This window comes from Neobacillus mesonae, from assembly GCF_023715155.1.
GTDB classification, from domain to species: domain Bacteria; phylum Bacillota; class Bacilli; order Bacillales; family Cytobacillaceae; genus Neobacillus; species Neobacillus mesonae_A.
In genome coordinates this window covers 174,859-192,623 of record NZ_JAMBNQ010000004.1, presented here as the reverse complement: position 1 = coordinate 192,623, position 17,765 = coordinate 174,859, and the positions used below count along the sequence as shown (strand labels likewise).

At 39.9% G+C, this 17,765-nt stretch carries 18 protein-coding genes; 8 read left to right on the top strand and 10 right to left on the bottom strand.

Going from position 1 to position 17,765, the window contains the following annotated elements; all coding sequences use genetic code 11:
- Positions 1–4: 4 nt before the first annotated feature.
- From dsdA to M3183_RS06665, 4 genes are all read right to left on the bottom strand, one after another.
- Complete coding sequence (gene dsdA / locus M3183_RS06680) at positions 5–1,324, bottom strand: D-serine ammonia-lyase (protein WP_251467823.1); 1,320 nt, start codon at positions 1,322–1,324, stop codon at positions 5–7.
- A 131-nt stretch (positions 1,325–1,455) separates the two neighbouring features.
- Positions 1,456–1,563 (bottom strand): YjcZ family sporulation protein, encoded by a 108-nt coding sequence (locus M3183_RS06675; protein ID WP_251467822.1) that lies wholly within the window; start codon positions 1,561–1,563, stop codon positions 1,456–1,458.
- A gap of 92 nt (positions 1,564–1,655) precedes the next feature.
- Positions 1,656–1,976, bottom strand: coding sequence for a hypothetical protein (locus tag M3183_RS06670; RefSeq protein WP_251467821.1), 321 nt, complete (start codon positions 1,974–1,976; stop codon positions 1,656–1,658).
- Positions 1,977–2,698: 722 nt separating this feature from the next.
- Positions 2,699–3,127 carry a YugN family protein gene (locus M3183_RS06665; RefSeq protein ID WP_251467820.1) on the bottom strand — a complete coding sequence of 143 codons (429 nt, stop codon included), beginning with the start codon at positions 3,125–3,127 and terminating at the stop codon, positions 2,699–2,701.
- Positions 3,128–3,277: 150 nt separating this feature from the next.
- On the opposite strand from M3183_RS06665, the gene M3183_RS06660 reads away from it, so the two are divergent.
- From M3183_RS06660 to splB, 3 genes are all read left to right on the top strand, one after another.
- Positions 3,278–3,442 (top strand): hypothetical protein, encoded by a 165-nt coding sequence (locus tag M3183_RS06660; protein ID WP_251467819.1) that lies wholly within the window; start codon positions 3,278–3,280, stop codon positions 3,440–3,442.
- Positions 3,443–3,515: 73 nt separating this feature from the next.
- Complete coding sequence (locus M3183_RS06655; RefSeq protein ID WP_251467818.1) at positions 3,516–3,761, top strand: transcriptional regulator SplA domain-containing protein; 246 nt, start codon at positions 3,516–3,518, stop codon at positions 3,759–3,761.
- Positions 3,762–3,779: 18 nt separating this feature from the next.
- Complete coding sequence (splB, locus tag M3183_RS06650) at positions 3,780–4,808, top strand: spore photoproduct lyase (RefSeq protein ID WP_251467817.1); 1,029 nt, start codon at positions 3,780–3,782, stop codon at positions 4,806–4,808.
- A 45-nt stretch (positions 4,809–4,853) separates the two neighbouring features.
- On the opposite strand, the gene narI is transcribed toward splB, so the two are convergent.
- The 4 genes from narI to M3183_RS06630 all read right to left on the bottom strand — a co-directional run bounded on the left by narI (position 4,854) and on the right by M3183_RS06630 (position 11,299).
- Positions 4,854–5,543, bottom strand: a complete 690-nt coding sequence (gene narI / locus M3183_RS06645; protein ID WP_251467816.1) for a respiratory nitrate reductase subunit gamma — start codon at positions 5,541–5,543, stop codon at positions 4,854–4,856.
- Positions 5,519–6,091, bottom strand: coding sequence for a nitrate reductase molybdenum cofactor assembly chaperone (gene narJ / locus M3183_RS06640; RefSeq protein WP_251467815.1), 573 nt, complete (start codon positions 6,089–6,091; stop codon positions 5,519–5,521). The genes narI and narJ overlap by 25 nt, the downstream gene beginning before the upstream one ends.
- A 68-nt stretch (positions 6,092–6,159) precedes the next feature.
- A complete protein-coding gene (gene narH, locus M3183_RS06635; protein ID WP_251467813.1) occupies positions 6,160–7,626 on the bottom strand; it encodes a nitrate reductase subunit beta in 1,467 nt (488 codons plus the stop codon).
- A complete protein-coding gene (locus tag M3183_RS06630) occupies positions 7,616–11,299 on the bottom strand; it encodes a nitrate reductase subunit alpha (protein ID WP_251467812.1) in 3,684 nt (1,227 codons plus the stop codon). Before M3183_RS06630 ends, narH begins: the two co-directional genes overlap by 11 nt.
- Positions 11,300–11,583: 284 nt before the next feature.
- Between M3183_RS06630 and M3183_RS06625 the strand changes: the two genes are divergently transcribed.
- On the top strand, positions 11,584–12,246 hold the full coding sequence (locus M3183_RS06625; protein ID WP_251467811.1) for a hypothetical protein: 663 nt from the start codon (positions 11,584–11,586) through the stop codon (positions 12,244–12,246).
- A gap of 26 nt (positions 12,247–12,272) precedes the next feature.
- Positions 12,273–12,839 (top strand): redoxin domain-containing protein, encoded by a 567-nt coding sequence (locus tag M3183_RS06620; RefSeq protein ID WP_251467810.1) that lies wholly within the window; start codon positions 12,273–12,275, stop codon positions 12,837–12,839.
- 206 nt (positions 12,840–13,045) lie between these two features.
- Here M3183_RS06620 and M3183_RS06615 read toward each other — a convergent pair whose 3' ends face one another.
- Together M3183_RS06615 and M3183_RS06610 are read right to left on the bottom strand one after the other, a co-directional pair.
- Positions 13,046–13,411, bottom strand: a complete 366-nt coding sequence (locus M3183_RS06615) for a hypothetical protein (RefSeq protein WP_251467809.1) — start codon at positions 13,409–13,411, stop codon at positions 13,046–13,048.
- A gap of 62 nt (positions 13,412–13,473) precedes the next feature.
- Positions 13,474–14,625 (bottom strand): MFS transporter, encoded by a 1,152-nt coding sequence (locus tag M3183_RS06610; protein ID WP_251467808.1) that lies wholly within the window; start codon positions 14,623–14,625, stop codon positions 13,474–13,476.
- 168 nt (positions 14,626–14,793) lie between these two features.
- Between M3183_RS06610 and M3183_RS06605 the strand changes: the two genes are divergently transcribed.
- The 3 genes from M3183_RS06605 (at position 14,794) to M3183_RS06595 (ending at position 17,415) form a co-directional block, all read left to right on the top strand.
- Positions 14,794–15,468: a TerC family protein gene (locus M3183_RS06605; protein ID WP_251467807.1), complete on the top strand. Its 675-nt coding sequence runs from the start codon at positions 14,794–14,796 to the stop codon at positions 15,466–15,468.
- Between the two features lie 781 nt (positions 15,469–16,249).
- Positions 16,250–16,789: a DUF1572 domain-containing protein gene (locus tag M3183_RS06600; RefSeq protein WP_251467806.1), complete on the top strand. Its 540-nt coding sequence runs from the start codon at positions 16,250–16,252 to the stop codon at positions 16,787–16,789.
- A 425-nt stretch (positions 16,790–17,214) separates the two neighbouring features.
- Positions 17,215–17,415, top strand: a complete 201-nt coding sequence (locus M3183_RS06595; protein WP_057775982.1) for a cold-shock protein — start codon at positions 17,215–17,217, stop codon at positions 17,413–17,415.
- Positions 17,416–17,765 lie beyond the last annotated feature (350 nt).

Below are 17,765 nucleotides of genomic sequence, written 5' to 3'. Positions count from 1 at the left end.
ATTTCTATCCAATCCTATAATATTTCTCCATCTCCTCTTTCGGCACCATGCCTCCGCCAGTAGCCCAAACAATATGGGTTCCATTTTTTATTTTATCTGAAAGATGAGCTTTTGGGAGATAATCACTTTTTTCTAGTTTGACAGGACCAATCATACCAGCTAGAGCAGAGGGTTCTAGGTATATTCCTTCTGTATCGGCCAAGTCTTTCAGCAGTTTATACATTTTGTTATCGGAAACCGTAAAACTTCCACTTAAAAATGGCTCCATGACTTTTCCAACAAATCCGGAAGGCCTGCCAACTGCCAGTCCGTCAGCAGCTGTTTTATTGTCCAGACCGATATCTTGAACCGCTATTCTATCATGAAGTCCGGTCATCATTCCCAGCATCATGCAAGGTGAGTGGGTAGGTTCCGCAAAAAAACAGTGCACATTGTCTTTAAACATCAGTTTTAGTCCGAATGCAACACCACCAGGGCCGCCTCCGACACCACATGGAAGATATACAAAAAGCGGATGATCCTCATCAACCTTGATATTTGCTTCCGCAAGCTGCTTTTGCAGGCGAAGAGCAGCTACGGCATAGCCTAAAAACAGATCACGGGAATTTTCATCATCAACAAAATGGCATGACGGATCCACTTCAGCCTGCCGCCTTCCTTCTTCGACTGCTTTGCTGTAATCTGAAGCATATTCAATCACCTTTACGTTTTTACTGCGAAGGAGATCTTTTTTCCATTGTTTTGCATCTGCTGACATATGTACAGTTACATTAAATCCTAATTTGGCACTCATAATTCCAATACTTAAGCCCAAATTTCCTGTTGAACCAACAGCGATAGAATAATGGGAGAAAAAGGACCGAAACTTTTCACTGTCTAAAATAGAATAATCATCATTCAATGAAAGCATATTTTGTTTAAGAGCTAAATCTTCAGCTGTTTTCAGTACTTCATAAATTCCGCCTCTTGCCTTAATTGAACCTGAGATGGGCAGATGGCTGTCACATTTTAACCTTAAACCGCCCAAAATTGGCTGAGCGAAATCCTGTTCTAATTTTTCCTTCATCTTAGGAATTTCAACCAAGGGGGATTCGATGATCCCATGTGTCTCCTGTGTTTCAGGAAAAACCACAGCTATATAGGGGGCAAAGCGTTTTAATCTTGCTTCCGCATCCAGTACATCGTTTAGTAAAAGAGGAGCTTTCTCCATTCCTGTTTGAAATGACTGAATGTTTGAGTTCAGCCAAAAAGCCTCTTCGAGTGCCATGAGCTGATGAATGATAGGATGGCTTTCCAATAAAGACTGAAGTTCAATCTTACTCATAATGGTCCTCCTAAAATGATAGTTTAAGTCAAGTTTATCATAGGATGAACAGGAGGGATGCCGGATTTTATAAAAAAACAGTCATGTTTGAATCCATGACTGTTTTTGCGAAAAACGAATGGTTACTACTATTAATAGAATCCGTAGCCGCCCATTAAGCCTGCACCCACGATGATTAGCAGAATAAATAGTACAACAATCAGAGCAAATCCTGCTCCACTTCCGTATCCGTCGCTCATACCGTTCACCTCCAACGCTTTTACTACAGAGTATGTTGGAAATGACGGGACGTATAGACAAACACTCAATTTCAGCTTTTTTTTATGAGAGCTTATCTGCTCTCGTGGTGTTCGTTGTTTTCGTGACTTTCGTGTTGTTCAAAATGCTCACTAGACTCTTCGAATTCCCCGCCCATTGGCATAAATCCAAATGGTCCCATCTGTCTTCGTTCAGCACGGTAAATGGCCACCACTTCTTCGATACGAATAAATAATTTGACAGGGCGTCCTCCTAGGCGGCGGTCCTCCAAAACAATTACGTCTGTCCCAACACTAAGAAGCTTTCCTTCAAAATTGCCTTGTCTTGTCACAACAATTACCTCATGATGGACAAGCTCACCCGCAACCTGATGGAATGTTTTTTCGCTCATCATTTACTTATCTCCTCCTCTCAGAGATAGTAAATGCAAAATTTAGGAAAATGGCATTGTTTTTATTATAAATTTTTAAAAATTGGGTTATTCAATCATGACGGGAGATCTTTTGATGGTGAAATTATGGGAGGGCTTGTACAGATAGGAAGGACGTAGTGCTTCGATGTACACTGGAGCGAGTTCGGAGTGCAGATAGAGAGGGCCGTAATGTTTGGAAGTGCACTGGAGAGGTGTACGAGTGCAGATTGGAGGGAAGTAGTGCTTCGAAGTGCACTGTCGCGTGTTCCGGGTGCAGATAGAGAGGGATGTAATGTTTGGAAGTGCACTGGAGAGGTATTCGAGTGCAGATAGGAAGGGAAGTAGTGCTTCGATGTACACTGGAGCGAGTTCCGAGTGCGGATAGGTGGGAAGTAGTGCTTGTAAGTGGACTGGAGAGGTGAACGAGTGCGGATAGGGAGGGACGTAATGCTTCCAAGTGCACTGGAAAGGAGTACGAGTGCAGAGTGAAAGTCACCCCGTGCTGCCAAGTGCACTGGACAGAAAACTCATTCTTATGGGCTCCTGTATCAAAATTAAAATAAATAAAGAGACTAAAGAGAGTTTCGTCTCTTCAGCCCCGCCATCTCAATATTTTGAACTTCTGTAACACCTGCATTAACAGGCATCTCAAGATACCCAGCTTCCTTAAAAATCCCTCATTGTTCTTTTTCCAAAAATGGAGATTAAGAACTGAGTAATCCACCCATTGAATTCATAATTTCTTGGACTGCTTCGGTCCCGGCTTTTTCCCATCTGCTTCTGTCATAGATATGGCCATCTTGATCCAGCGGCTTTTGAAATTGATCAAGACCTGTAGTTGCCGTAACAAAAGAATTTTCATCATAATCAAGGCCAATATTTACGACGTGCTTAATCACAAATGGGGTGCCAAATTCAATATGAGCATTAGAATGATCCAACGCCCCATCTACTACGTAAATCGGCACTCGTAAATAGATGGATTCACCGCCATCCCGGTATAATAGAGCATCAAATTTTCCTTGATCATAATCAAAATTGCTGCAAAAACTGCAGCCATAGGAGTCAAATACACTTCGTGCTACGCCAAAATTTGCTCTTTTACCTTCAATCCCTGTTTGTAATTTAATCAATACCATTCACTCCCGTTAAAAATCTGTTTCTATTATTTACCAAAATCCAATTAAAATACGGTGGGATACCAAGATTTTTAAATAAAGCAGATATTCATTCGAATAACTTCCATATGGATTACTCATCCTAACAATAAGGAGGTGAAAACAATGTCACAACAAAAACGTGAAAATCAACAAGCTAAGTCATATCAACAAGGATCAGGTTCCAAATATCATGAAGAACATGCCGGCAAAGTTACTGGTTATGGGGAAATGGACCCAATTGCAGAAAATATAAATAACAGGGCAGATTTAGATTCTCCATCTTCATAAGTTTTATATACGCCCTTTAGCGGCGTTTTTTTCGTTTTGAAACCTGTTTCTAAATTTAAGGACGGTGGAAGAAGTGGAAGGAAATCTTTATAACGCGTCATATAATCCAGGAGATATTGTTTATGTTTTTTATCGAAACCCTCATACACAGGATGTGGCAAACGTGCAGGCAGCTGCTGTTGTGAACCATCCTGAGAATCCTAATGAATTAGCATTGTTTTTATATGAACAATATTATCCGCTGACAAATGAAACTGCTGTATATACAAATGAAGCGGATGCCATTCAAGCATATGAACAATATTTTGGGGACTTTTAAGATGGTGGAGTGGATGATATGAATAAACCGTTTATGCCCCAGCTTGTTTACTTTGAACCGAAAGCTTTGGAATACCCGCTTGGCGCAATGCTGAAAGAAAAATTTGAAAAGTTGGATGTAGAAATTCGTTATACGACCTCTCATAATCAAGTACGAAATCTTCCAGGAGACAATGATTTTCAAAAGTACCGGATTGCTAAGTCAACATTGGTAGTGGGAATCAGAAAAACACTTAAATTCGATACATCAAAGCCGTCCGCAGAATACGCGATTCCATTTGCGACCGGGTGCATGGGGCATTGCCATTATTGCTATTTGCAAACAACAATGGGGACGAAACCGTACATTCGTACATATGTAAATGTAGATGAAATTTTCGACGCAGCGGATCAGTACATGGAAGAGCGTGCACCGGAAATCACCCGGTTCGAAGCCTCCTGTACATCGGATATTGTGGGTATTGACCATTTGACACATACATTAAAACGGGCCATTGAGCATTTTGGAAAAACAGATCTTGGCAGACTGCGTTTCGTTACTAAATTCCATCATGTAGATCATTTACTTGACGCCAAACATAATGGGAAAACCAGATTTCGTTTTAGTGTAAATGCAGATTATGTGATAAAAAATTTTGAACCTGGAACTTCGCCTTTGGCTAAAAGGATAGAGGCTGCCGGTAAAGTAGCAAGAGCCGGATATCCACTAGGGTTTATTGTAGCCCCCATTTATTTGCATGAGGGATGGGAGGAAGGATATTATCATCTTTTTGAAAGACTTGATGCCGAACTGCCAGCGGATGCAAGGGATGACATCACATTCGAGTTTATCCAGCACAGGTTTACTAAGCCAGCAAAAAGGGTAATTGAGAAAAATTATCCGATGACAAAATTAGAATTAGATGAAACAGCCAGAAGATATAAATGGGGCAAATATGGAATTGGTAAATATATTTATCAAAAAGAAGAGGAAGAGGATATTAAGAACCACCTATATACTTACATGGAAAAGTTTTTTCCAAAAGCTAAATTGGAGTACTTTACTTAAGCGGCGCACTATTTGGTAAAGGGGCCAAAAGCGGCCCCATTTCATTTAAAAACTTTGGTGCTTAGGACTGCGTTTACGATAAATGACATAACTACGATTTAAGTAACGGAGCGGCACACTAAACACATGAACCAGGCGGGTAAATGGCCATACGGCGAATACACCCAATACTGCAAGAATGTGGATTTTAAACCAAACAGGAACGCTTGCCATATGACCTGCATCAGCCCTGAAGGTTAAGATACCTCTTAACCATGGTCCGATTGTTGTCCGATAATCAAACCCATTCGAATCAACATTTAAAAATGTTGCAGAAATACCTGATAAAACCACAATGGTTAAGAAGAAGAGGGAAATCCAATCTCCTTTAGAACTTGTTGAAATTAATCTTTTCACCGTTATCCGCCGGTAGCAGAGAATCAAAATGCCGATGGCAGCCGCGATTCCAGCAGGAACCCCGCCAATAAGGGCAATTAAATGGTATTGATGTTCGGAAACTCCCATAGATTCGTATACTTCGACAGGAATTAATAACCCCATGACATGGCCGAAAAATACGAAGATAATTCCCCAATGAAACAAATTACTTCCTACACGGAGTAATTTCTTCTCTAACAATTCACTGGATTTAGAGGTCCAGCCAAACTGGTCCCGCTGGTACCGGTAAATATGCCCGCCAATAAAAATGGTCAGGACGATATAGGGGAGAACTACCCATAAAAATTGTTCAAACATATTTCATCACTCCTGCGTACAGACTTTTTAATGCCTGCTTCTTCGAGAGCTAATATTATTGATTTCATGATGTGAGCATAAAGGTTGTTTTCAGGATCTAAGTGGTTAGTAACCTCAAAAATATTAGCCAAATATCGTTCAAAAATTGGTTTCATCGTGTCTCTATTTACTTGACTGGCGAATTCAAGCATTACCGGCAAGTAGTCAGGCAGTTCCTTATCAGTTACATCAAATCCATGTAATTTGTAATAGTTTTTCAAAAATAAAAGATCCATGCCGCGTTCACGCTGTTCACCATTCGTCATATACGTAATGTACAGATTGGTTTTTTTGCCAAAATCAAAAGTGGAGATATAGGAAGAGACAAGTTCTTCATAAGTCAAATCTAGGGATTTCGTAAAAAATTGCTGCAGTTCTTCTTTAACAGGATTGGTTAATCCTTTCAACTCATCCTCAACTTCCGGAAGTGTTTCCCAAAATTCCTGATCGGGGTAGCTGAGCAAATACGAACAAATTTGAAAGGCTTGTTGAACTGAATTCTCATTCATGGTTTCACCTGCTTTCTTTTCTACTAAGGGAAGAGGCTAAAGGATTTTCAGCCTCTGTTAAATTCATATTACAGGGTGCCGCATGCACCAGGGCCGCCGGCAAAGGCTAGACCGCAGCTTCCCTGTTCATCGTAAAGGTCTGCAACTTCTTCACGGTGAGAGGCTGGAATAACAAAACGATCTTCATATTTTGCAATCGCAAGAAGACGGTACATATCTTTAATGTCTTGTTCCTTTAATCCTAATTCCTCAATTAAAGCTACATTTGGCTGTTTATTTGTCTGCACACTTCTCATATAAGTCCTCATGGTTGCCATCTTTTTCAAAACGGTACGGATATGGGATGTATCCCCGGCGGTTAGAAGATTAGCCAAGTATTCAATCGGAATTCTCATTTCATCAATAGCAGGGAAGATATCCTCTGCATTTGAAGAAGAACCCACACCTTCAAACATGTTCATGATTGGGCTTAATGGCGGAATATACCATACCATTGGCATTGTCCGGTATTCAGGGTGGAGTGGAAGGGCTATTTTCCAATCAATAATCATTTTGTAGATAGGTGATTTTTGTGCCGCTTCGATAAACTCCATAGGGATTCCTTCTTCGCGTGCTTTTGCGACTACTTCAGGATCATGCGGGTCAAGGAAAATTCCCAGCTGTGCATGATAGAGATCTTTTTCATCAGCCATTGCCGCTTCCTGAACCTTATCAGCATCATAAAGCATAACGCCAAGATACCGAATCCGGCCAACACAAGTTTCGGAACAAATGGTTGGCATTCCTGCTTCAATTCTTGGAAAGCATAAAGTACATTTTTCCGCTTTATTGGTCTGCCAGTTAAAGTACACCTTTTTATAAGGGCAGGAGGATACGCAATGTCTCCAGCCACGGCAGGCGTTTTGGTCTACAAGAACAATACCATCCTCGTCCCGTTTATACATAGCACCAGAAGGGCAGGCGCTGACACAGGATGGGTTGATACAATGTTCACAAATTCGGGGAAGATACATCATAAATACATCTTCAAATTCTGTCCGGATTTGATTTTCCATTTTCTCCACGTTTGGATCACGGAGGCCGGTTACATGGCCGCCGGCAAGGTCATCTTCCCAGTTAGGGCCCCAAAGAATTTCCATGAATTCACCTGTTAACGCTGATTTAGGGCGTGCAACCGGCTGTGTTTTCCGCTTGGGACTATTGGTTAACGTTTCATAATCATAGTTCCAAGGTTCATAGTAATCATCAATTTCCGGAAGATTAGGGTTGTAAAATAAATTAAGCAGACGATTTGCTTTTGAACCTGATTTTAATTGAAGTTTTCCGTTTTTTACTTCCCAGCCGCCGTGGTATTTATCTTGATCTTCCCAACGTTTTGGGTAACCGATACCAGGTTTTGTTTCCACATTATTGAAGTACATATATTCTGCACCTGGACGGTTTGTCCAGGTGTTTTTACAGGTTACACTGCACGTATGACAGCCAATACATTTATCCAGATTCATGACCATTCCGATTTGCGCTTTAATCTTCAAGCCAATCAACCTCCTTAAGTTTACGGATTACCACATTTAAGTCACGTTGATTTCCGGTTGGTCCGTAATAATTAAAGCCGTAGCTAAGTTGTCCATAGCCGCCGATCATATGGGTCGGCTTCACATGAATACGGGTCGGGCTGTTATGTGTACCGCCGCGGTTATTTGTCAGTTTCGTTCCCGGTACATTGATGTGACGATCCTGTGCATGGTGCATAAAAGCCATTCCCCGTGGAATCCGGTGGGATACAACCGCTCTCGCTACGACAACCCCATTTCTGTTAAAACATTCAATCCAGTCGTTATCCTTTATGCCTGCGTCAAAAGCATCATCCTTGTTCATCCAAACCGTCGGGCCGCCGCGGAAGAGGGTCAACATCGGCTGAGAATCGAAATACATACTGTGAATCGACCATTTATTATGAGGGGTTAAATAGTTTAAAACGATTTCTTTCCCTTCAGATTCGGGACGATTCTTTCTGAATGGTTTCATATTCAAAATTGGCTTGAATGTTGCCATTGCTTCTCCAAATTCCTGCATCATTTCATGGTCGACATAGAAAGACTGTCTGCCTGTTACTGTCCGCCATGGAATCAGCCGTTCTACATTCGTGGTAAAAGGCGAATAGCGGCGACCTCCTTTTTCTGATCCGCTGAAAGCAGGGGAGGTGATGACTGTTTTCGGTTGTGCTGTAATTTGTTCAAAGGTGAAACATTCTTCTTCACGCTCTGTCGCCAAGTCCGTTAATTCTAGATTCGTTTTCTTTTCAAGAGCTTCCCATGCTTTAACAGCCATCCGGCCATTGGAAGTAGAGGAAAGCGTTAGTGTTGCTTCACAAGCATCTTTCGCTGTATTTAATTTTGGACAGCCGTCAGCCACACCGCCTGTATTGACTGTTCCAAGGGTCTTTTTCAATTTTTCATATTCAGCCTCTGCAGACCAGGAAATCCCTTTAATGCCGAATGGTGAATTTTTAACCCCTGGGCCAAGGGATGTCATTTTATCATAAATAAGTTTGTAATCTCTTTCGACCACATGAATTTGCGGCATTGTTTTTCCTGGAATCGGCTCACATTCACCTTTGCTCCAGTCTTTGATTTTTCCCAGCGGCTGTGCCATCTCCTGTGGCGTATCATGCAGAAGCGGTGTTGCCATAACCTCTTTAATAGGGTCTAAATTCAAATCAACTGCCATTTCCGAAACAGATTTGGCTAATGCTCTAAAGATATCCCAGTCCGAACGAGCTTCCCATGGTGTGGAAATGGCTGGATTGAACGGGTGAATAAATGGATGCATATCCGTACTGCTTAAATCATGCTTTTCATACCAGGTAGCAGCAGGGAGGATGACATCAGAATAAAGAGCCGTTCCTGCCATTCGGAAGTCTAGGTTAATCATGAGATCTAGTTTTCCTTCCGGTGCCTCATCGAGCCATTTGATTTCTTCCGGTCTTAAGGACTCGTCATCTTCATTTAGCAGGCCATGCGTTGTTCCAAGCAGGTGTTTTAGGAAATACTCATGTCCTTTACCAGAACTCGAAATCAAGTTAGAACGCCAGACAAATAGATTCCTAGGAAAGTTGACCGGATTATCCGGGTCTTCAATAGAGAACTGCAATTTACGTTCCTTCAATTGTTGTGCCACATATTGACCAATTTCTTCAGTGGTTTTGGAGCCCGCATTAACAGCTTGTTTATACAGGTCAATTCCGTTTTCGTTAAATGTCGGGTAAGACGGAAGCCATCCAAGCCGGGCTGCCATGACATTGTAATCGGCATAATGGTCATAACGGGCCTTTTGATAAATTGGCGAAATATGCTCACTTACCGGCTGTTCCTCATAACGCCATTGATCGGTTGTAAAGTAGAAGAAAGAAGTACCGTTCTGCAATTTAGCAGAAGCATTCCAATCCTTCGCAGTGGCAATAGTCTGCCAGCCCTCAACCGGTCTTAATTTTTCCTGACCGACATAATGGGCCCAGCCGCCGCCGTTTACACCTTGTGCACCAACAAAAAGGACTAGATTTAAGACTGCACGGTAAATTGTATCCGCATTGAACCAGTGGTTAATGCCGGCACCGACAATGATCATCGAACGGCCATTTGTATCGATGGCATTTTGAGCAAATTCGCGGGCGATTTGCACCGCAAGTTCACGTTTGACTCCTGTAATGCCTTCCTGCCAGGCAGGGGTGAATGGAATCAAGTCATCAAGGGTTTTCGCTGCTTCCCCGCCAAGTCCGCGGTCAACTCCGTAATTTGCCAGTGTTAAATCAAATACGGTAGTGGTAAAGAAAATTTCGCCGTTAATCTCTACTTTTTTCAATGGAACATTCCGATAAAGAATGTTATTGCCTTCATGAGAAAAATAAGGGATTTTTACTGTTGCTGTTTCTTCTTCAATCCCTTTAAATGACAATCTAGGATCAATCGTTTCCTCCGTTTCTTCATCTATCATTTTTAAATTCCATTTTGCTTTATCATCCCATCTGGAGCCCATGGTGCCATGAGGGATAACAAGTTTGCCATTGTGTTCGTTGTATAAAACCGGTTTAAACTCTGCATTACCAACGGATTTCCCAAGATCAGCTGCATTTAAGAACCGGTCAGGAATAAAGTGTTCACCGTCTTTTTTTAAGGTGACGACAAACGGAAAATCCGTGTATTGCTTGGCGTAATTAATAAAATATTCATGCTGGTTGTCAACATAAAATTCCTTTAGAATCACGTGCCCCATCGCCATCGCAAGAGCACCGTCCGTACCTTGCTTCACTTTCATCCAGTCATCAGAGAATTTAGTGGATTCCGCATAGTCCGGGCTGACGGAAACAACCTTTGTTCCCCGGTAACGGACTTCCGCTAAGAAGTGGGCATCCGGAGTCCGGGTTAACGGAACGTTTGAGCCCCATGTCATAATATAACCGGAATTATACCAGTCACTGCTCTCCGGTACGTCTGTTTGGTCGCCCCAAATTTGCGGTGAAGCAGGAGGCAGGTCGGCATACCAATCGTAAAAGCTTAGCATTGGACCGCCGATTAAAGACATGAACCGCGAGCCTGCAGCATAGCTGAGCATCGACATTGCCGGAATTGGAGTGAAACCCACATTACGATCTGGTCCATATTTTAGTATGGTATAAAGGATGGAGGCTGACATAAGTTTTAAGACCTCGCTCCATTCAGCCCGAACTAATCCGCCTTTACCGCGGGCCTGCTTATAGCTTTTTGCTTTTTCCGGGTTTTCGACAATACTTTTCCAAGCATCTAAAGGAGTGGAATGCTCTTTTAACGCATCGCGCCACAAATCTAATAAAATTCCGCGCACATATGGGTACTTAACACGAAGCGGGCTGTAGATATACCATGAGAAACTTGCCCCGCGGGGACAGCCGCGTGGTTCAAAGTCCGGCATATCCGGCCCTGTTGAAGGATAGTCCAGCTGCTGTCCTTCCCATGTTACAATTCCATCTTTTACATATATATTCCAGCTGCATGAGCCGGTACAGTTTACACCATGGGTTGAACGGACGACTTTATCATGCTGCCATCTTCTACGATACGCCTTTTCCCAATCGCGATTTTCATAAGTTGTTTGACTATGATTATTGGATTGTTTTTCTATTGGAGTTAGATATCGCAAGCGATTTGTTAATGGAGATCGCTTCTTTTTCATTAAAAATCTCTCCTTTTTCATGACCCTTTCAAGGATCTAGTTCATATACTTTAGTTAAATAATCAACTAGAACTTTTCATTTGATTACTATTAACACTGTACCAATGCGGGTTTGATGATTACTGTGAGGTACTTCACATTTGTATGGATTTCACAAAATCGACAAATTTTAAAAAGGACGTCGAAACATGTTTAATGGTGTAAATCTGCGATTATCATTACTCTTTTGTTATAATGAGCGAAATGGAGTTTTTTGAGATTCTGAATCGATTCAAGGGGGTCTTATGGAGGTTATACAGATTGGGTCTTTTGCTATATCACTTAAATGGCTGCTGCTGGGGCTGGCATTAATCGCCGGTGTTGGCATAATGAAACAATGGCTAAGCAAGAAGCAGGAAAAAGATATACATAAAGGAATGATGGAATTATTATTTAATAGCCTGTTTTTAGGATTTATGATTTGGAAAGGGAGTTTGTTCCTACTGGAGCCGTCATTAGTAATGAAAAGCCCATTATCATTATTATATTTTTCTGGGGGCAGTAACGGGTTAATGCTGGCCATTATTGGTTCCATAATGTACTTTCTTTTAAAAGGACGAAAAAATCACATTCCTAATTTGATTCTTTTACAATTTGGGTTTTTATTTAGTTTTTCGGCAATGACTTTCTATTACCTTCTTACCATTTTCTTTCTTAAAGAATATATAGTCAGCCATATTATTCTTGGCTTGTTTACAGCTATAATGACCATCATCATGTTCTTTAAACAGCAAATGGTTACCCAGAAGAATATATTTACAAGCTTGATTTTATTTTCGTTTCTTCATCTTCTTCTATCATTTACGGTAGAAACATTGGACAAAAATTTATTTTCAATGGACCAATTGTTTTTCATTTGTCTGATTATTGTATCTCTCGTTTATTGGGATAAAAGAACCATTTCTTAATCATTACTGAAAAAGGAGGTAATAGAGTGTTCAAGAAAATCGCTGTTGTACTTGTTTTGGCAGGTTTGATTGGATGGGCTGTTTATGACCATACCTCGGCTCCAACGAATGCTGAAAAAACGGTAGAGGTAAGTAAGCCTGCTCAGAAAAAATCTGCAGCAATTGGTTTCGAGGAAGGGAATAAAGCACCTAATTTCCAATTGCAGTCTTTGGAAGGTAAAACCGTGCAGCTGTCCGAACTAAAGGGAACCAAATTAATCCTGAATTTCTGGGCGAGCTGGTGTCCTCCATGTAAAGCGGAAATGCCGCATATGCAGGAATTTTATCAAGAGCAAAAAGGAAAGAATATTGAAATCCTATCGGTTAATTTAACCACAGCAGAGAAAGATCCGGATGGAGTACAAAAATTTGTAAAGACATATGGATTAACCTTTCCCGTATTACTTGATTCAACAGGCGAAATAGGGGATGCCTATCAAGCCTTTACCATCCCAACCAGTTATTTTATCGATTCCAATGGGATTATCGTTAAGAAAATAATTGGTCCAATGGATAAAGAAATGATGACTGAATTGATGAATAGGATGAATTAATTTATAAACAATCTATCTAATAAATGGTGCATATGCCAAAAAGACAGTTCTAAGTTTGGAAATCGTCAAATTTTCGTTGATTTTTTTAATCAAGCTTCTGTACAAGCGGCATCTGCATCCATAACACCAGGTGCTGACCAATACCTCGTTTGGTGTTTAATAGAAAAAGGAAAAAGACTTTGGATGTGCCCAAAGTCTTTTTCGAGTCAGCGGTATAATGATTCGTCATTTACAGCGGGTGAGGAATCACTTTGATCCCAATATTTCAATGTTTCCGTTTTGGAAGTGGGAATCTCCTCGGTTATATTCCCATCCTTGTCCTTATAAACCTCATATTCCTGGTACGTTTCCACAATATAACCATCTGACTTTTCTGTTTTCTCTAATTTTTCCACCAGTTCCGGTTCTTCATCTGCGTCCGCCGGCTGGATGCTTGCCGGCTGGGCAATTACCGGCTCCTCTGCAGAATAGGAATAATTTTTATTCATAAATGAGTACGGTGAATCAAGATAGGCCGAAAAACACAAGGCAAAAAAAAGTCCCAGCAAACATAAAAAGGTTGTTAATTTCATTTTCCCGGCTCCTTAACCATTTGAATCTTTGTACTCATTCTATGCTAGTCCTAGTTTAAAGATTACTGGTTTGTCAAAATCACTTTGGGACGGAAGATGAGAAATAAAATAAAGGCTGCGATCGTAATGCTGGCTCCAGAAATATAGGGGAGCCCTATAAAGATGGAAAAAAGCCAGCCTCCAAGCGGCGGTCCAATAATTCGTCCCAATGAATCAAATGATGATAACAGTCCGGTCGAACTTCCATGGCCGGCATCCGACGTTTTTGTCAGCAGGGAAGAGACACTAGGACGAATAACACCATTCCCGAGGCCGAAAATCGTTAAATAAATGGCTGCTGTTGCAAAATTATGTACGAGTAAAATGAGCCCAAAACCAATGGCGGAAACAATCATCCCACCTTGAATCACGGCATTTTCTCCATATTTCTTTGTCCATTTTCCGACTAAACCGCCCTGTACCAACGCACTTCCAAAGCCCATAATCATAAAAATGTAGCCAAGCTGTACAGTCCCAAGCCCGGCTTTATCTGCGGCAAAGTAGGCGAAGGTTGCCTCTAAACCGGAAAGGGATAAAGAAATAAATAATTGTACAATAAACAAAATGGAGGAATGGCCATTAAGTGCACTCCAGAAGGATTGCCTTTTCTGCGTGCTCTTTTTCTCTTGCGATTCCTTTAATAAAATCCATACAAGAAATAAAGTGACAAATGATGAAGCACCAGCAATAAAAAACGGCATGCTTAAGCTTATTTTTGAAAAGATTCCACCGATTGCCGGACCTAAAACAAACCCGAGGCCGGTTGCTGCGCCGACAATTCCCATTCCTTTGCCACGGTTTTCTTCGGTGGTGATATCAGCTACATACGCCATGGCAGTCGGCATATTGGCAGATGATAGAATCCCCCCTAAAATTCTTGCGGCAAAAAGCATCCACAGTTCAGTTGAAATGGCCTGGATAAAAAAAGATAAGGCCAATCCTGCAATCCCAATCATCATCACCGGTTTTCGTCCAATTCGATCAGAAATCCGGCCCCAAATTGGTGCAAATAGAAGCTGCATTAAAGAATAGACTGCCATCAGAAGTCCCAGTTCTGTAGGATTTGCTCCGATTTCTTCGGCATAAAATGGTAAGACCGGTATGATGATTCCGAATCCTGCCATCACCAGAAACATAACTACAAATAAAATCGGTAATGCTGATTTTGTTTGCAATGGAAGATCACTCCTATTAACATCTAAGGTATTTCTCTATAGACACATTAACAATTATCACCTAACATGGCAGGATAATGCAACATCAAGGCCCCGTCCATAATAAATGATCAATCTAAAACATAAACATGTGTTAGACGATTATTTAGACAAGGAGTACAAAATCGAATGCAGGAAGCTCTAAAGGTCTTTTTTATAAATTTAGTGAGTGATATTGACAATATGTTGATTTTAGGAACGATTTTAAGACAGTATTCCTATTTGAATGTAACCTTTCTTGCTGTCATTGTTCTGACCATTACCCGTTCCTTTTATGTAGCTGTTATTGATAGTCTTTCGCAGCTTCCAATGTTCCACCTTATAATCGGGATTATTCTTCTAATCATCGCTTTTAAGCTGGTGACGAGAACGATAAAAGGAGAAGAACTGGCACGAAAACAAAACTCCTTCTTTTTAAAATTAAAGGTAGTGCTGATGCTTGCGGCAACAGATTTTTTAATTTGCTTGGACAGTATTATTGTGATCTATAAATTTTCAACTCATTTGACCCCGATTATTGTGGGGATTTTTTGCAGTCTGTTAATTTCGCTTCATTTTTTACCATTGATTGAAAAATTAGCAGTCAATTTCTTTTGGATTAATGTGATTGCCGGCGGGTTCATTGCACATAATGCCATGATGGTGATCATGAATGAACCGAGGGCAGCAAGCTTTTATCTAAAGCTTCATCAAGCCTATCCTAATGGGAATATCGTCAATATTGCAGCAGATGGAGCGGTGATTATCGTGGTCATAACGGGGATGATCTCCTATCTGAACCATCGTCGGATTACGCTGAAATAAAAAGGGGTTTATCCTATTGCAAGTAGTTCCATTTCAGTGGAGAAACATATGAAATAGAATACTAATTATCTGGTCTCACCTTTTACCCTTATATATTAACGATTATTAGAGAGTAACATTTAAATTAGCATACAAAATCGCAGTCATAATAACACGTTGATAACTATTGTCAACGTGTTACTTACTTTGTTAATTGGAATGTTATTATCATGATGCTTTTCATAGACCAAGCAGGTGATTGTAAAATAATTGTAGAGTTTGTGAATGATTATTCTCCGCTAAACGTTTCCTTATAAGTGCCAAAGTACGAAATAGGAGAATTGCTAATAAGCAATTACATCTGATTAACTAGAACTTGGAAATATAACCAGCAAAATATTGATTTAATGAAGCGAATTCGATGGGCCAAACTAGATAGCTTTAAGTGTTCACCGGATTTTAATAAGTATCCTTTTAGTTGATCTGTTGTAAATGATTTAATATCCACATCTCTAAAAAGTTGGAATAAGCAGCTTAGATTGGAACTGATATGCTTTTAATGTCTGTGGTGAGAATCCTTGGATTCCTTTATATTCGTATGCTCTTGATCATAACAAATAAATTCCTGCTTCTCGGTAATGTTTGAGGAATTATTGCCTTGATCATTGAAATGTAACCGTTAGAAAGGTATTGAAATAACGGAGCAGATTAGTGGAAGAAAATCGCATTATATTTGAAGAGACAGCATAATTCTAGAAAGGAATTTAATGAAAAACTCTTTATTTTGTGGAGGGGATGGATCATGAATATTGGAAATGAATATTTGAGAATTGTAATTGAAAGACTTAAAAATGTAAAAAAACTTGGAGATAAGACAATAATTCAGATATCGGAAGAGGAAATACATTGGACTTATAATAACGAGTCAAATAGTGTTGCAATAATAGTAAAGCATTTAAGCGGAAATATGGTTTCAAGGTGGACTGACTTTTTAACTTCAGATGGGGAAAAAGAATATAGAAATCGTGATGAAGAATTTATAGATGATATATCATCGAAATCAGAGTTAATTAGTGTTTGGGAAAAAGGCTGGAAAGTCTTGATAGATACACTAACTGGTTTAAGTGAGCAAGATTTATTAAAAAATATATACATTCGTGGAGAAAGTCATTTGGTTTTAGAGGCAATCGAAAGGCAAATGGCACATTATGCATATCACATTGGACAAATTGTTTATATTAGTAAACAATTAAAGGATAGTAATTGGAAGAGTCTCAGCATTCCGAAAGGGAAATCTGGAGAATATTTAAAGGAAATGCTTGAAAAACACCGAGATAAATAGGGGAAGGGTTTTGAACAAACGGGTGTAAGAGTTGGAGTTACCCAAGTTCATAGAATTTTTCACGTCAAATATGGACATTTAAAATTTTATACAAGTGCTGCTGTTGATAATGAAATCACTACTGCTTTATATGAAAAATTTGGTTTTGAAAAAAAGGTGTGTTTGAATATGAAGCAGGCGGCAGAAAACCTTAGAATGATTGTCCAACTTTAATGTAAAAGATGGTGAAACATGTACTTGAACTCGGGGGCTATAGTTTAAGAATCAGGTTTCCTTGCAAATAATTTCAAAAAATGCTATTTTAAAGAAGAATTATTTTTGTTCGGTGTAAAGGATAGTATTAGTAAAACTTTTCGTCTTGATGATCACTGAGAGCAAGGATAGTAATACATTGTGTGTGCTTAGCACACTAGGAGGCAACCAACATGGAAAAAGGTAAAGTAAAATGGTTTAATGGAGAAAAAGGATTCGGATTCATCGAACGTGAAGGTGGAGAAGATGTATTCGTTCATTTCTCAGCTATCCAAGGCGAAGGGTACAAAACATTAGAAGAAGGTCAAGAAGTGACTTTTGATGTTGAGCAAGGTCAACGTGGAGCACAAGCAGCTAACGTTCATAAAGCTTAAATAAAATGCCAAACATGAGCAGACTCTTTTTTAGAGTCTGTTATTTTATTTTTCTTAGAAAAACAAATAACCCCACTCAAAAATGAGTGGGGTACTTGAAAACAGTAAATCAAATGGTAAACCAAGTGTAGCATAGAAATTGTGAATCTCCTAATTTTTTTATTTTTATTACTAAAAGAAAAAACTCTGCTGGCAGCATAGAAACAGAATGAAACAATTTATGTGCTATGATTCAATAACTTTCGATTACTATTTCATATTGTGTTCAAGGATCAGGTTGATAGAAAAAGGAAATTCCGTGTAGTCGATAATGGTTTATTGTTTCTACTCCATATGAGACTGGTATGATT

Coding starts and splice junctions, on each gene's coding strand:
- dsdA (WP_251467823.1), bottom strand. CDS start 1,324: ATGAGTAAGATTGAACTTCAGTCTTTATTGGAAAGCCATCCTATCATT.
- M3183_RS06675 (WP_251467822.1), bottom strand. CDS start 1,563: ATGAGCGACGGATACGGAAGTGGAGCAGGATTTGCTCTGATTGTTGTA.
- M3183_RS06670 (WP_251467821.1), bottom strand. CDS start 1,976: ATGATGAGCGAAAAAACATTCCATCAGGTTGCGGGTGAGCTTGTCCAT.
- M3183_RS06660 (WP_251467819.1), top strand. CDS start 3,278: ATGTCACAACAAAAACGTGAAAATCAACAAGCTAAGTCATATCAACAA.
- splB (WP_251467817.1), top strand. CDS start 3,780: ATGAATAAACCGTTTATGCCCCAGCTTGTTTACTTTGAACCGAAAGCT.
- narI (WP_251467816.1), bottom strand. CDS start 5,543: ATGTTTGAACAATTTTTATGGGTAGTTCTCCCCTATATCGTCCTGACC.
- narJ (WP_251467815.1), bottom strand. CDS start 6,091: ATGAATGAGAATTCAGTTCAACAAGCCTTTCAAATTTGTTCGTATTTG.
- M3183_RS06630 (WP_251467812.1), bottom strand. CDS start 11,299: ATGAAAAAGAAGCGATCTCCATTAACAAATCGCTTGCGATATCTAACT.
- M3183_RS06625 (WP_251467811.1), top strand. CDS start 11,584: ATGGAGGTTATACAGATTGGGTCTTTTGCTATATCACTTAAATGGCTG.
- M3183_RS06615 (WP_251467809.1), bottom strand. CDS start 13,411: ATGAAATTAACAACCTTTTTATGTTTGCTGGGACTTTTTTTTGCCTTG.
- M3183_RS06605 (WP_251467807.1), top strand. CDS start 14,794: ATGCAGGAAGCTCTAAAGGTCTTTTTTATAAATTTAGTGAGTGATATT.
- M3183_RS06600 (WP_251467806.1), top strand. CDS start 16,250: ATGAATATTGGAAATGAATATTTGAGAATTGTAATTGAAAGACTTAAA.
- M3183_RS06595 (WP_057775982.1), top strand. CDS start 17,215: ATGGAAAAAGGTAAAGTAAAATGGTTTAATGGAGAAAAAGGATTCGGA.